Genomic DNA, 12,930 nt, shown 5'->3' on the forward strand with positions numbered 1-12,930 from the left:
GTTTTTCGACCCCCTCGCTGGGCGGAGGACAACCAACGATGAGCACGACCGAAACTACTCCCAGTGGAACCGACGAACCGACCACGCCGAACCAAACCGACGCCGGCACTGAACAAGACTTAGACGACCAAGAACAGGCGTTCTTCGATACCGAATCGGCCGCTGACGGCTTCGAAGCGACCATCGATGCGAGCCTCCTCCAAGACGTTCTCACGGCGCTAGGGGCATTCGTGGACGAAGCTCGAGTCCACCTCTCCGACGAGGGGCTGGGTATCAGGGCTGTGGACCCGGCGAACGTCGGCATGATCGAGATCCGGATGCCCAAGCTGGTGTTCGAACATTACGAGACGCCGGGCGGCCTGGTCGGCCTCGACCTCGAGCGCTTCGCGGAGGTCATCGGGATGGCAAACAAGGGCCAACTCGTCTCACTCGCACTCAACGAGGAGACCCGCAAAATCGAGGTCGAAATCGACGGCCTGGAGTTCGAGTTATCGTGTCTCGACCCGAAAACCATCCGGCCAGACCCCGAAATCCCCGACCTGGAGATGAACGTCAACGTGACGTTCGCGAAGGCTGAGTTGAGTCAGGGGTACAAGGCGGCGAATCTCATCGCCGATCACATCGAGGTCGCAGGCAGTCTCGAAGACGAGGCGGTGGTGTTCGCTGCCGAGGGCGACAGCGACGATATGCAGTACACCGTCGACGACTTGGGCGCGATCGATGTTCTCGCCGAGAGTTCGTCATTGTACAGCCTCGACTATATCAAGGACGCCCGTAAAGGAATGCCCCGGTCGTGCCAGGTCGAGATGCGCTTTGGCCAGGACAACCCAATCGAGTTCACGTACGAACTCGGGGACGCCATCGACGTCCGGACGATGATCGCCCCGCGCATCCGCCACTGACTGCATGACTGACCAGTACGTTTCCCCGCCAGGTCGTGCCGTCGACGACATGGAGGTGTTCGAGCGTGAGCAACTCGTCCGAGATCGAGACCGCTACGATACCATCTTCGAGTTCAGCGAGTCCTACGCTCGGGACGTCGTCGAGGGCCTCATCGAAGACGCACTCGTCGAGGTCGTGCCTGACGCCCAACAGTACGTCCACATCGCGAGCGGCGAACGCTTCAAGTCCGTGCTCGCCCTCGCGTACTTCCAGCAAGGCTGGGAGGCACGCGACGACGCCGATTTGTAGCCCCCTCACTGGGTGGAGGGTTCAAGATATGGCCACGACACCCCCTGAATCCGAGTCGACCAATCCAACTCCCGAACGCGACCGTATTGCGCCAGGGAGCGAATCGTTCACTGACGTCGACGACCGCCGGGATGCGATGCACGAGACGATTGACGCCTGGCTTGACGAGCTCGCCAGCGGTGTCGACGACGCGCAGGCGAGCGAGCAGTTCCAGGCGTGGCTCGACGTCCAATCCCGGTTCCACGACTACTCGCTGAACAACACGCTCCTTATCTACGCGCAGATGCCCGACGCGACCCGGGTTGCGGGGTACAACACGTGGCGCGAGGAGTTCGACCGCCACGTCCAGGAAGGCGAGTCTGCGATCTGGATCTGGGCGCCCATCACCACCGCGAAGTGCCCGGAGTGTGGGAACAGCCCGTCGTATCACGACAGCATCGACTGCGAGTACGACGACACCTCACCAGAGGAATGGTCGTCGGGCGTGGTGGCGTTCAAACCCGTGCCCGTCTTCGACGTGAGCCAGACCGAGGGCGAACCACTGCCCGAACTCGACACCACTACCCACGGCGACCCCGGCGACCTCCTCGAGCGTGTCCGTGCGGTCGCCGTCGAACGTGGCCTCTCCTTCGACGTCGTCCCGAGCGAAGAGTGGATGCATGGCGAAGCTGCTGGCGTCTACCAGCATGACCTGGAAGCGATCGAGGTGGAGGAACAATCGAACGACGCAGATGAAGCCCGCGTCGCCGTCCACGAGCTCGCCCACGCCGTCCTCCACGAACCGGGCCTCGAAGAGGACGAACGTCCGCGGCGTGAACTCGAAGCCGAAGCCACCGCATATGTCGTCGCCCGGCACCACGGACTCGACGCCGAGAACTCGCGGTTCTACCTCGCCGCATGGGCCGACCAGGACGACGAGGACGTCCGTGAACGCCTCGACCGCATCCAATCCACCGCGACGTCTCTCATTGAGCGTCTCGACGACGCGCTCGAATCACATCGTTGAACGCCAATTGGTTCGACTGATTCCATACTGAAACTGCTGGTAAGTAGGACTGCCTACCTACCGGCTGTTTCAGTGGAAGGTGTTTCGAACCAATAGGCTTTCAACAAAGCCATCGAGATCTAGGGCGGCACAAATACCGGGCATTTCGATGAGTTCGTCAACGGGGTCACGTTACGTCAAGGTCTTCTTGACTTTCAAGCAAAGTAGGACGACGTATTGCCGAAGAGTGTATCGTTTCTGCGATTATCACGTCGAAAACCGCGCAACAGCACGGCGAGCCAGCATCATAGCTCGTTCAACGAAGGCGAGGAGCCATGATTTCGGGAGGTATCCATCGTAGTCGAAGCTATTCAGCAGTAATGTAAGTTAACAAGGGTTTCAACAATGCCACTGCGTCTAAACAAGGCCATTGAACTTATTACTACTCTTCAAGATGTAGAAATAGATGCCGCCGTGCCACATCTGCGGGGACAACACCGGCCTCACATACACCTGTAACGAATGTGGCAAAAAATACTGTAGCGACCACCGGCTACCGGAAGCCCATCGGTGCAATGCACTCGCAACTAGCTCTGCGAAACCCCTTGGGCCAGATGCGCACTCTAGTAAAGGACTTTCTGAGCATGCAGCGCGTCACGAGCGAGTTCGAAACAAACACGTCGAAAAAACGGACTTTCGAACGGACATCACGGGTAGGGAGGCGTCAAAGAACCGCTCGCGGGAGCGGGAAAAACCACCAGAAGAAGACCAATATCAGTGTCCAAACTGCAAGGACTATTTCTACATCAGACGTGCCTGCAACGTGTGCGGGACGCAGTACTGCAATGACTGTCGCCCACCGAATAACCACGTTTGCCAGGACACACCGGGAGCAAACCCAAACGAGCGTTCGGCTAATAACGGCCATGCCACGAACTCCTCAAGGGCAGGGTCCACGTCGTGGGCAACACATTCGGATTCTCCAGAACACCAATCAGGCGGACAGGGCCATCGGAGTGGCCGGCGGTACAGTATTTGGGCCATGAACAAGATCAAGTCTCTATCTCCCAAATCGGCACTCAATTGGTTTAAAATAGATTACTGGAAGTTGTTAATCGACGTTAAAATTGAGGCACAGAAAGCTATGGGCTATGCATTCTATCTGGCTGCGACGATTACGTTAGTTGCCATCCCGATAATTGCATGGTACATGTCGGACTCTTTTGCAGTGTTCGCAGGTATGTCCCTATTTATTTTTGTTGAAGGTGCGGTGGGATTCTTGATTGTATGGGGCATCATTTCTGCAATCTTGGTTCCAGTCTGGTTGATCGTTTGGGGGTCCAGGCAGGCACTAAATATATAATGATAAACTCATCCCTATTTGCATAGATTGGTGGGCCATAGCGAAATCGGCTTGTTGAAGGCATCCTCTGTATCTCGCACGGAGCTTCTGACAAGAAGCGAGGCTATCACAACCCGTCGCGTTACGTCCTTCGCCTGTATCTATCAATTGCTGCCTCTGGGATTTAGGGTGTGAACGTACGGGTTAACCAACAGAGAACCACTATCCTCACCGTTGTTGGTTAATTCAGATGGAGGCTTCGAATCTATCCCGCCGAATAGAGAACGCAGTCTCCACGGGAGGCGTTCAATGTCGAGTCCGGCGGCGAAGAGCATACTCGATACTGTTTCTCTCGTCCCGTACGGACTGCGACACATCACTCATGACTGAGACGACTCCCAGTTCGATCCACCAGCAGTTCGCGTTCACCGACGATGGCGAGCTCGAGCCGACCAGCGAGTCCGTCGAGACCTCGCTGGCGGATTTCGGCGCAAATATCGACGCGCGTGAACGCAAATCACGACCTGACCAACCCACTGCCAGCAGCATCTTCTGTGACGACCGCCCACTCGACGACACCAGCAGAGAAGGCGAGCAGGAGACGCTGTATCCCGACGTGGACGACGACCAACAGGCCCTCGACGGCAGCCAGACGAGCACCATCTCGACATTCTCGACCGCCGAGAGCACCGAGACGTCGCCTGCCCCACGCTACGATCGGGCACTCGCCCAAACCGTCGAGATGCACGACGTCGATACGGCGTTGTGGGCAGTCGACGGCATCGGCGAACACACCACGAGCGTGCTGATGTTGGCGGGTGTCACCGACCAGGTCGAACTTGCGATCGCCTGGACTGACCCGAACGAGCGCGCCGATCTCGAACGTACGCTCGAAGCGCTGCCGGAGAACTGTCAGTATACCGTCCGCGAGACCGCAGCCAGCCTCTGGCGGTATCTCCACCGCTAACTCCTCTCGCGTTCTCTTCACCTCTCCTCTGCCTCATGTTTAAATACGATTCCGCGTACAGACACGGTAGCCCGATGGTCACGGACCCAAACCCACTCTATGACCCCAAAGACGTCTATGGTACCGGCGCCGTCACCGACCCCGCCCTCGACGACCATACCCAACGCGACCACCAGGAATGCCCTGGGTGTGGCCAGCCTATGCCCGCCAACCGTGACCAGTGCAAAGACTGCCAGATTGACCACAGTAGCTCCAACCCCACGAGCACGCCATCGGCCACGTACGAGTGGCAGCCCGACCGCGTCGCGGTGGTCGTCGTCGATGAAACGCTGGACACGCTCGCGCAAGCGCTCGCCCGGACCGCTTTCCGGCGGCGTGGTCTCGAGGGCACTACGCCATCACGCTCGAAGGCGAGCGTCCGCCTCCTGGACGATCTCGGCGCGTTCGAACTGAGTCATCTTGCCGGCGCCGACTGGCGTGACATCGACGCGCTCGCCAAGCCAGGAACTAGCGACGCGCAAGCCCTCCTGAATGCTGTCCGCGAGCAGGACACCGCCCAACCCGTCGTGTACGACCCCGATGGCAACCCGCTCGAGAACGTCGCCGACGTCGACGATGGATGGCTGGTCGCCGGCGTCCTCCGGCACAAGGTCCGAACGTTCGAGAACCGTCCGACGCGTGTCCTCGAGTGCCGTAAGTGTGGAACGACGCCGCACGCGCACCGCGGCCGCGAGCGCGTCGACGCTCGCATCGACGACCCACTCCTCACCGCTCCCGATCTCTGGACGTGCAAGGCCTGTCGCCGAACGCGAACCGGACCAAAGCCCGAGTCCAAGACAGATAGCTGTGACCGGGAGTGGCCTGACACCATCGAGCAGGAACGCGCCCACGAGGACGACGCGATCGGCACCGAGATGGCCGAGTACATCGAGACGCATCGTCGCAACTGAACGCAGTTACTGATGTGCGTGGTGATTCTCGGTCTCTGAAGGGCTGACAGGCGGTTCACCAACACTGTCCAGTGGTCGGTATCGCCGCAAGTTCTATAGTCTACTATCTCATTAGAGATACCTAAGCGCGAGCCAATTGACGCGGCTATCGAGAGGATCCACACAATGATAGATATGATGGATGCCACCGCTGCAAAGATCGTTTTAGGGATACAGCGTGGTGATTCTATCAATCGTGTTGCGAGCAAGATTGGTGTCTCGTACTCGTGGGTGTACGACTGGATCGAACGGTTAGAAGCTGCAGAGATTATCGGTAATGATGATAATGGACTTCGAGTTGTCGACCATGAGTTGCGCCAGCAGTACGCCGAGATGATGGCTGCATTGTACAGTCGCGACACCATCTCCCAGGAGGATGCGTACGTGATCCCGCACTTCGCCGGGATGGAGTTCGCGTACACGGAGATTGACGCGGCGTACGTCTGGACGCACGGCGGCTACCAGATCGCCCGTGGTCATGACGACTATCCGGTCTTCATCGAAGTCCACGACAGGGACGTAGAGCGGTGGATCGCCTTCTTCGACCAGTTCGGTGTCGACACGACGATCAATGAGCGTCCCGATGCCAGCGCCGTCAACGGGAACGTCCATTACGTGTTGTTCCCGAAGACCGACGGAATCGAAGCCGAGTGGGTCGACGGCAATCCCGTCATCCCGTTGGACGACGCCGTCGACCAGATGATGGCGAACCGGCCAGCGTACGAGCCCGCCTTGGAGATCATCGCCGACGAGTACGACAGGGATATCGACGCCTCACACCACGGGGCGACGAGCACAGACGGTTCCTAGCTCCCAACCTGGTATGGAGATCATTTCGCCGGGTGTGCGAGCTGGTGCGCACTGAATCTATGGGGATATAGTGCTGGTCGGAAGTCCTATATTCCTTCATTGTGATTGGTGAGATATGAGGAATCCAGCGGATGCGCCACCATACGAAGATGTAAACGACGCCGTTACGGACGACTGGGTCGACGAGACGACCCCGTACGAGCGTGTTCGACAGGTGGTCGCGCACACGTACTCGCCAGTCACAGCTGAGGCGGCCGCTGACCAGGCCCAGACTGCAACGAAGACTGCACGCAAGCATCTGGACGCGCTCGCAGACGAGGGCTTCGTCACAACTACGCCGGGCAAGCATGGAGCGACGACGTACCGTCGCTCGCCCGAGTCACTCGTCGTCGAACAGGCCGCCGACATCCTCCAGCACGTCTCGACAGACGAACTCGTCTCGCGAATCACCGACATGCGGGAGCAACTCGAAAACTTTCGGGCCGAATACGGCGTCGACTCCCCCGAAGAGCTAACGGTCGCCCAGACGAATCAGACGCTAACGGATACCGACGAAGAGCAGACGAGGATTGATCCTGAGGTTTTACAGGAGTGGCAGACGACGCGACGTAACCTCGCGTTTGCAAACGCCGCATTGTCGATCGCGAATGCGGAGCGATTCGTCGATGGGGACCGACAACACATGGACGGCAGTCTCACCGCCTGATCGATGGCGGATATACCGAAAACAGACGAATCCCACTCTCTTCGGGGCCCGATCGACCGCGCAGCCCTCCTCACGATTCGTGACGTCATCGACCGCGAAGAACCACTCGCCACGCCAGCACTCGACGACTATCTGAATCCGACGACTGTCGAGGTCCAGTTGGATGACGGCCTTCAGGCAGCGACGGCTGCGCGCATCGACATCCAGTGGACGACCAGAGACGACTACAAATTCCACTACACAGACACCGAGGACGTCAACTTCCGCTGGGGGAACCATCCTCACGACGGCGACTACATCAACGCATATGGACTAGCGCACTATCATCCACCGCCGGACGCATCCTCGAACCCTGAGGGGGTGGAGGATTCCTGTATCGAGCAGTCCCTCGAAATCCTGGTCACCCGTGCCGTTCTGAGACTCTGGCGGACAGCCTACCACCGAGAGTCGTATGAACCACTGAACGCCGCTAGCAACCCTCCTTGACAGCCGCCTTAGCCCATCTATGGGTGACAGACGTCGTGGAGGCGCAGGACCTCGTGGCAACCTGACGTTCTCGCTTGCGAGTACTGTTTATCAGTCCCCTGGCGGAGTGGAGGAACCCTTAGATGGCAGCGAACCCACCAGCCGATAATCCAGTAGTGCCTGCTCTCCGACTCAAGCTCCCACCCGCAGTCGAGCATCAACTTGCTCAACGGACGGGCGAGATCTTCACTGGCGGCCCGTACCAGAATCGATGACGACGGTCGCCCTCGACTCCGGTGACGACATCACGGTCCCGAATCCCAGTCTCGACACCGGGCAGTCGCTCGCGAGCGGGCTGACGGCGGCACGCCAGGACGTCCTCGACGCAGACCCCACTGACCCGGACGAGGCCGTCAGCGCGACGCTGCGCGCCCTCGAACGCCACCTCCCAGAGATGTCGCTCCCGGACGTCCTCGAACTCCGGGTGCTCGTCGACACCGACGCGAGCGACCCCGAATCGGCGTTCGTCGCCACGACCGAACAGGCACTCGACCACCTCTCAAACTGGCACTAGACAGCCCTCTCACCCTTCACGAATGTCCACGCAATCCACCCATCAGTCGACCGTATCGTTCACCACCCGCCACGACCTCACGTTCACGCCGACCGAACCCCCGGACGACCACCGCTCGTTCTCGCGAGACACCATCGTCGAGGGCGTGGCGTGCACGCAACTCAGCGGTTACCAGACCGTCAAAGGCCGAAAACGCGAACTCAGCTGTTCGCCCATCGACGGCTACTGGGTCACCGACGACGCCGACGCAGTACGCGAGTACGTCGACGCGTTCGGCGACACGGTGTGGCCGATTCCGGAGACGTACACGGCGTTCGATGAGTTCGAACGGTATCTCGGCGAGATGGACGGCGCGAGCCGCCGGTACGGCTACGGCATCGACGCCACCCAACTCGAGAAAGCCCTACGACTGCTCACCGGCGGTGGCCACTACGACCACGACGCGTACACGCTAGTCGCGTGCGGCCGCAAACCGTTCGTGCTCGCTGGGCCCGAGGGCGTGCTGCTCTCGCGGCCGGGACACATCGCGCGCCCCGAGGATGAGTCACAGTGCCCGCAGCGGACCATCACCGGGTCGCTGGCGCGTTCGGGGGGCGAATACGCCCTGGATGTCGAAGAGGCGAACCCGTCGATTCTCGACGGTATCCAGCGTCTCATCAAACTCGCCGACGACGCCTACGAGCAGTGCATCACCAGCCACGAGGGAGCGCCACACTCAGCATCGTCGTTCCATTTCTTCGAAACCCAGAAAGGGGCGTCCGTGAAGGTGAGCGCCGAGACGCTGGAGACACTCGGCCGACTCAAGACCCACCACCGTGACGTCTCCGTCTACGGGGGCACGACTGTCGACGTTCCAAGAGCGTCAAAGACGGTCGACGTCGCATGGGACGAACCCGACCAACTCGTCGGCGACACGCAACATGGCGCACCCGTGGTCGGATACGACGTCGAGTGGGAGACGCGCGGCCGACGCCGCTTCTCGGTACTCGTGGTGCGAACGCACCGGCTCGTCGAACGCGAGCAACTCGACACGACGCTGTACGTCCTGCGCTCGACCTCGCACGAACTCGAGCGCGTCGACCACTGGTAGCCGGAGATGTCTGCGACGACTGACCGGACGCCAGACGATCGAACCGTGCCGGTGTTGGACGCCCTCCCACCAGAGACGCTGGTCGAGACCGCGAACCCGGACCTGATTCGGGCCGCTCTTGAACTCCTGGAGTCTGTCGACGACGTCAAACGCGTGGTCGCTGCCGAGAACCAGCACCGCGCCCGCCCAGGCGTCCTCCGGCTATGCCAGGAGCGCGCCAGGCAACTCCGTCAGTCCTCGAACTGACCGAACTTGGATGCATCCGGGTCGACACCAGCGGCGAGACCGCGAAGGTATTCGGCGACGATCGATCGTTCCTCGGTCGAGAGGTCCTTGCGAACACGGACTTCGGCGAGACCCCGATTGTCGTCACCGACGTCCGTCGGAACGTGATCGGCGAGGTCGAGTCGGTCAACGTGCCACTTGGTCATAGCACGAGAAGCGAACAGAGACACCTTGGAGGTGTTGACTTCGTTCTCCGTCGAGAGACTAAGATGAGTTCGCTAGTATACTGAATACGGGGAATGAATCGACGATTAGTCGGAATCATGGTGCCGGGCCTCTGAATCGATGGATACAGAGTCCTCGTAGATCGGCAAATGTTTTCTCGACTAGTCTCAGGTTGTCCGGAGAACTTGATGTTTGGGCTCGTAGACTTCCCCTTTCTGTTTCAGCTTCTCAATCTCTATTTCGGCCCGTTCTTTAGTCAGACCAGCTGCAGTCAACATTCCTAGAACCTCGCCCAAAGGAGCTCCATCGTCGTTCCTCTCTTCAACTTCATCGATAACCTGCTTTATCGCCCGGGTTTTTTGACGACCGGACTTCACTTCGCCGTCTTCAGTTACGGGGAATTGTTCGCTGATGTTCTTAATCACGACTCTTTCGTCCTCTACGCCCACGAAATACGGTAGTTCTACTCGCTCGTTGATTCGGCTCGTAATTGTGTCGTAGGGGAGTTTAGCCTCGATACGACCCGTCTCAATGTCGTAGGAGGTCTCCACAGTTGCGTCTTCTAATTCTTCAGTAATAATCTCTTCAATGTCATCAGCAAGTTCATCCAGAAGGCCGTCGACACGTTCGAGATGATCGTGAGCCATTTCGAGCTTCTCGGCAATGCCCTCGGTCGCTTCTCCCCTCGTGTTCATACACTTGGCAATAGCGGCAGATAGTATAAAATTGGGTTCTATGCCAGCCCTGTCACACTCCACAACCTTGTTTCGCTGAAATAATCGTTAGATCTGTAGGTATGCCTAACGGGATTTCCATCGTGTCGGTGTCTGGAATGCGTGACGAGACAGACTCAGGCCGAATGAGAACTGTAGATTCAGTTGCAGAGGTTATAAACCAGCGACCCGTTCCGATTAGTAATGAAACCGGCTGAGATGCCGTACGAACCCGGTGAGATCGTCCATATTCGTCACGACGGGGATTCCGAAGGGCGGACGCATCGCTTCGGCTGCGAGGTTCTGAGCGTTTCAGTGGCCGACGAGGTTAACGACTACACGTACACGCTTTTCTCGTTCGGCTGGGAGCGTGTTCTTGGTACGGATTATAGACACTCGCAGCTATACCCGTCACCTCGCGGCTATCCGAACATCGACGAGTTCCTTGGTGACGGCCACGTCCAGGGCGAGAGGCTTCTGGGGAAGTTCAAGCGGCGCGATCTGGAGGTGATCGATGAGTGCCTGATGGTGGTGGACAATGAGGCCGACGCGACGAAGGACTGGTTCAACGAGCTGCGGAAGGAGAATGTCGACCGCATCAATTCCGTCTTTGCGGAACTCGTGCTGTTGTATCACCTACGGACAGTTTACGGGCGTGAACGGGTGTCGTTGAACGCGCGTGTTGGCGGGAAGGATTTTGATTTGCGCTTGACGACGGAAGAGGAAGACGTGTGGATCGAGGTGACGAAACCGGACTTCGCTGATTCTCTGTCCGAAGGTTCCGGGTGGGGGCTTCCGAAGACCACGCAGAACTCCATCGACCGTAAACTCAAGAGCAAGTTTGAGGAGGCCCGCGATCGCGCTCCCGAGGATGCTGTCCTGATCCTTGGGATATACTGCGAGGAGCAGATAAATCAGGGCTTTGCGATGGGGCAATGGCTGGACGAGGAGTATTACGACGTTGGCGAGATTTGTGATGGGTGGCTCTCATATACTCACCTGATCGACACGCAGATCGGGTATCAGTCCTTCACAGACGCCGGTGAGCGATGTCGGACTCTGTTTGACTGGATGGTCGAGGAGTGAGACTTGATCCCCCCTCGGTTATTCCAGCGGCGATAGCCGCATCACCGTAGTTCTTCCCGTCGATGTGCTGCTGATGACCCTTCCGGCAGCCAGTCGTGAATGGTGAATTCATTGATGCGCACTCTTACTTGACAGACGATTCAGAGCGTGTTCTACAGAGAAAATCTCTCTCCAATTGAATTCACCCCCGTATCCATCTAGGCGTTTGTTCGAGGACATTTACCCCGTAGGAAGGGGAGAGATGTTTATCTCGCCCCCTCGCTGAGCGGAGGTCTCGATGTCACAGACTCACCCCAAACAGACGATTCAGCCATGCACGCCAGCCGAGCCACTCCTCGCGGTCGACAACCACGGTCGCGTCCATGGCACCTCACTCCCCGGACGGACGCAGCGCGCGCTCGAGGAACCGATGATAGTGTCACTACACGCCAGCAACGGTACGTACCGTGTGGAGAAACAAAGTGGCTCGACGTACCTCGTCGACGTCCTCGAGGAATCGTGTACGTGTCCGGACCGACACCGTCGATGCAAGCACCGGCGCCGGGTCGAACGCGAACTCGCCCTCGACCGCCTCCCAACACCAGGTGGTCGCCTCCCGTGACACAGTCCAAATTCGACGTAGGTCAAGTCCCGCCGTCGCTCCTAGAGCGAGCGCAGTGGATCGTCTGGCGCACGGAACGGCGTGACGGGAAGCGTACGAAGGTGCCGTTGGACCCGTCGACAAAGAGGTGTGCGAGTGTCGACGAGCCCAGCCAGTGGGTGGACTACCAGACCGCCCACCAGTCGCGCCACGTGGACGCCGTCGACGGCCTTGGATTCGTCTTCACCGACAGCGACCCATTCGTGGGTGTTGACCTTGACGACTGCCGCAACCCCATCACCGGCGAACTTTCGCCGCTCGCCCACGACATCACCACCACACTCGACTCCTACGCCGAGGTTTCGCCATCCTGCCTCGGCGTCCACGTCCTCGCCAAGGGCGACCTCCCCGGAACACGCCGCCGACGCGGGAGTCTTGAAGTCTACGACGATGCCCGCTTCTTCACCGTCACCGGGCGGCATCTCGACCACACCCCACAGACGATTCGCGAGTCCAGCGACGCCCTCGTACAGATCCACGAACAGTACCTCAGCCGAGACGACACCACCGACCAGCGCGACGAGCAGGTTGCCGTGTCCGGCACCCAGAATTTAGGCGACGTCGGTGACGTCGACGGGAGTAGTGACGCGGTGGCGGCCGTCGTCGCACGCGCTCGGAACGCCGCTAACGGCGCAAAGTTCGACACACTCTGGCGTGGCGACACCTCGGGATACCCGAGTCAGTCGGAGGCCGACATGGCACTCGCGTGTCTCCTGGCCTATTGGACGAACCAGAACCCCGCCCTCGTCGACGCCTGCTTCCGCAAATCCGAACTGATGCGCGAGAAGTGGGATACGGTCCACTACGCCGATGGCAGCACGTACGGCGAGCGCACCATCGAGCGCGCGCTCGCCTTCGTCGACTAACCCCCCGTTCTCACCATGCTCCTTGAGGTTGTTTGTCAGCAGCCGGGCCAGCCCGA

At 59.4% G+C, this 12,930-nt stretch carries 16 protein-coding genes and 1 pseudogene; 15 read left to right on the forward strand and 2 right to left on the reverse strand.

Translation table 11 applies throughout. The annotated features are described in order from the left end of the window. The first annotated feature begins 38 nt into the window (after positions 1 to 38). From SM754_RS18655 to SM754_RS18665, 3 genes are all read left to right on the forward strand, one after another. Entirely contained in the window at positions 39 to 902 is an 864-nt protein-coding gene (locus tag SM754_RS18655; RefSeq protein WP_323677671.1) for a DNA polymerase sliding clamp, read from the forward strand. Between the two features lie 4 nt (positions 903 to 906). Then, positions 907 to 1,191: a DUF8069 family protein gene (locus SM754_RS18660; RefSeq protein WP_323677672.1), complete on the forward strand. Its 285-nt coding sequence runs from the start codon at positions 907 to 909 to the stop codon at positions 1,189 to 1,191. A gap of 136 nt (positions 1,192 to 1,327) precedes the next feature. Beyond that, on the forward strand, positions 1,328 to 2,197 hold the full coding sequence (locus tag SM754_RS18665; RefSeq protein ID WP_323677707.1) for an ArdC-like ssDNA-binding domain-containing protein: 870 nt from the start codon (positions 1,328 to 1,330) through the stop codon (positions 2,195 to 2,197). A gap of 174 nt (positions 2,198 to 2,371) precedes the next feature. Here SM754_RS18665 and SM754_RS18670 read toward each other — a convergent pair. After that, positions 2,372 to 2,485, reverse strand: a pseudogene (locus SM754_RS18670) (IS5/IS1182 family transposase); the annotation flags it as partial. Between the two features lie 157 nt (positions 2,486 to 2,642). Here SM754_RS18670 and SM754_RS20635 point away from each other — a divergent pair. The 10 genes from SM754_RS20635 to SM754_RS18720 all read left to right on the forward strand — a co-directional run bounded on the left by SM754_RS20635 (position 2,643) and on the right by SM754_RS18720 (position 9,634). Further along, positions 2,643 to 3,539 (forward strand): AN1-type zinc finger domain-containing protein, encoded by an 897-nt coding sequence (locus SM754_RS20635; protein ID WP_501993823.1) that lies wholly within the window; start codon positions 2,643 to 2,645, stop codon positions 3,537 to 3,539. 229 nt (positions 3,540 to 3,768) lie between these two features. Continuing rightward, positions 3,769 to 4,485, forward strand: coding sequence for a hypothetical protein (locus SM754_RS18680; protein ID WP_323677674.1), 717 nt, complete (start codon positions 3,769 to 3,771; stop codon positions 4,483 to 4,485). Positions 4,486 to 4,685: 200 nt separating this feature from the next. Then, positions 4,686 to 5,435, forward strand: coding sequence for a hypothetical protein (locus tag SM754_RS18685; RefSeq protein ID WP_323677675.1), 750 nt, complete (start codon positions 4,686 to 4,688; stop codon positions 5,433 to 5,435). A 177-nt stretch (positions 5,436 to 5,612) separates the two neighbouring features. Continuing rightward, positions 5,613 to 6,284, forward strand: a complete 672-nt coding sequence (locus SM754_RS18690; RefSeq protein ID WP_323677708.1) for a helix-turn-helix domain-containing protein — start codon at positions 5,613 to 5,615, stop codon at positions 6,282 to 6,284. 115 nt (positions 6,285 to 6,399) lie between these two features. After that, complete coding sequence (locus tag SM754_RS18695; RefSeq protein WP_323677676.1) at positions 6,400 to 6,990, forward strand: DUF7342 family protein; 591 nt, start codon at positions 6,400 to 6,402, stop codon at positions 6,988 to 6,990. A 3-nt stretch (positions 6,991 to 6,993) separates the two neighbouring features. Next, on the forward strand, positions 6,994 to 7,476 hold the full coding sequence (locus tag SM754_RS18700; protein ID WP_323677677.1) for a toxin-antitoxin system TumE family protein: 483 nt from the start codon (positions 6,994 to 6,996) through the stop codon (positions 7,474 to 7,476). A 250-nt stretch (positions 7,477 to 7,726) separates the two neighbouring features. Further along, on the forward strand, positions 7,727 to 8,029 hold the full coding sequence (locus SM754_RS18705) for a hypothetical protein (protein WP_323677678.1): 303 nt from the start codon (positions 7,727 to 7,729) through the stop codon (positions 8,027 to 8,029). A gap of 22 nt (positions 8,030 to 8,051) precedes the next feature. After that, positions 8,052 to 9,119: a hypothetical protein gene (locus tag SM754_RS18710; RefSeq protein ID WP_323677679.1), complete on the forward strand. Its 1,068-nt coding sequence runs from the start codon at positions 8,052 to 8,054 to the stop codon at positions 9,117 to 9,119. Between the two features lie 6 nt (positions 9,120 to 9,125). After that, positions 9,126 to 9,365: a DUF8129 domain-containing protein gene (locus SM754_RS18715; RefSeq protein WP_323677680.1), complete on the forward strand. Its 240-nt coding sequence runs from the start codon at positions 9,126 to 9,128 to the stop codon at positions 9,363 to 9,365. After that, complete coding sequence (locus SM754_RS18720; RefSeq protein WP_323677681.1) at positions 9,323 to 9,634, forward strand: hypothetical protein; 312 nt, start codon at positions 9,323 to 9,325, stop codon at positions 9,632 to 9,634. The genes SM754_RS18715 and SM754_RS18720 overlap by 43 nt, the downstream gene beginning before the upstream one ends. Before the next feature lie 102 nt (positions 9,635 to 9,736). On the opposite strand, the gene SM754_RS18725 is transcribed toward SM754_RS18720, so the two are convergent. Further along, positions 9,737 to 10,264 carry a hypothetical protein gene (locus SM754_RS18725; protein WP_323677682.1) on the reverse strand — a complete coding sequence of 176 codons (528 nt, stop codon included), beginning with the start codon at positions 10,262 to 10,264 and terminating at the stop codon, positions 9,737 to 9,739. Between the two features lie 222 nt (positions 10,265 to 10,486). On the opposite strand from SM754_RS18725, the gene SM754_RS18730 reads away from it, so the two are divergent. Together SM754_RS18730 and SM754_RS18735 are read left to right on the forward strand one after the other, a co-directional pair. Then, a complete protein-coding gene (locus tag SM754_RS18730; protein ID WP_323677683.1) occupies positions 10,487 to 11,368 on the forward strand; it encodes a hypothetical protein in 882 nt (293 codons plus the stop codon). A gap of 525 nt (positions 11,369 to 11,893) precedes the next feature. After that, positions 11,894 to 12,874, forward strand: a complete 981-nt coding sequence (locus SM754_RS18735) for a phage NrS-1 polymerase family protein (protein ID WP_323677684.1) — start codon at positions 11,894 to 11,896, stop codon at positions 12,872 to 12,874. Positions 12,875 to 12,930: the final 56 nt, after the last annotated feature.

Origin of the sequence: Halorubellus amylolyticus (assembly GCF_034808145.1) — an archaeon.
Classification (GTDB): Archaea; Halobacteriota; Halobacteria; order Halobacteriales; family Natrialbaceae; genus Halorubellus.

Excerpts from the sequence above, each read along its gene's own strand:
- SM754_RS20635 (WP_501993823.1), top strand. The coding sequence starts at position 2,643 with ATGCCGCCGTGCCACATCTGCGGGGACAACACCGGCCTCACATACACC.
- SM754_RS18700 (WP_323677677.1), top strand. The coding sequence starts at position 6,994 with ATGGCGGATATACCGAAAACAGACGAATCCCACTCTCTTCGGGGCCCG.
- SM754_RS18720 (WP_323677681.1), top strand. The coding sequence starts at position 9,323 with ATGCCAGGAGCGCGCCAGGCAACTCCGTCAGTCCTCGAACTGACCGAA.
- SM754_RS18695 (WP_323677676.1), top strand. The coding sequence starts at position 6,400 with ATGAGGAATCCAGCGGATGCGCCACCATACGAAGATGTAAACGACGCC.
- SM754_RS18710 (WP_323677679.1), top strand. The coding sequence starts at position 8,052 with ATGTCCACGCAATCCACCCATCAGTCGACCGTATCGTTCACCACCCGC.
- SM754_RS18730 (WP_323677683.1), top strand. The coding sequence starts at position 10,487 with ATGAAACCGGCTGAGATGCCGTACGAACCCGGTGAGATCGTCCATATT.
- SM754_RS18715 (WP_323677680.1), top strand. The coding sequence starts at position 9,126 with ATGTCTGCGACGACTGACCGGACGCCAGACGATCGAACCGTGCCGGTG.
- SM754_RS18680 (WP_323677674.1), top strand. The coding sequence starts at position 3,769 with ATGGAGGCTTCGAATCTATCCCGCCGAATAGAGAACGCAGTCTCCACG.
- SM754_RS18655 (WP_323677671.1), top strand. The coding sequence starts at position 39 with ATGAGCACGACCGAAACTACTCCCAGTGGAACCGACGAACCGACCACG.
- SM754_RS18665 (WP_323677707.1), top strand. The coding sequence starts at position 1,328 with ATGCACGAGACGATTGACGCCTGGCTTGACGAGCTCGCCAGCGGTGTC.
- SM754_RS18735 (WP_323677684.1), top strand. The coding sequence starts at position 11,894 with ATGCAAGCACCGGCGCCGGGTCGAACGCGAACTCGCCCTCGACCGCCT.
- SM754_RS18685 (WP_323677675.1), top strand. The coding sequence starts at position 4,686 with ATGCCCGCCAACCGTGACCAGTGCAAAGACTGCCAGATTGACCACAGT.
- SM754_RS18725 (WP_323677682.1), bottom strand. The coding sequence starts at position 10,264 with ATGAACACGAGGGGAGAAGCGACCGAGGGCATTGCCGAGAAGCTCGAA.
- SM754_RS18690 (WP_323677708.1), top strand. The coding sequence starts at position 5,613 with ATGGATGCCACCGCTGCAAAGATCGTTTTAGGGATACAGCGTGGTGAT.
- SM754_RS18705 (WP_323677678.1), top strand. The coding sequence starts at position 7,727 with ATGACGACGGTCGCCCTCGACTCCGGTGACGACATCACGGTCCCGAAT.
- SM754_RS18660 (WP_323677672.1), top strand. The coding sequence starts at position 907 with ATGACTGACCAGTACGTTTCCCCGCCAGGTCGTGCCGTCGACGACATG.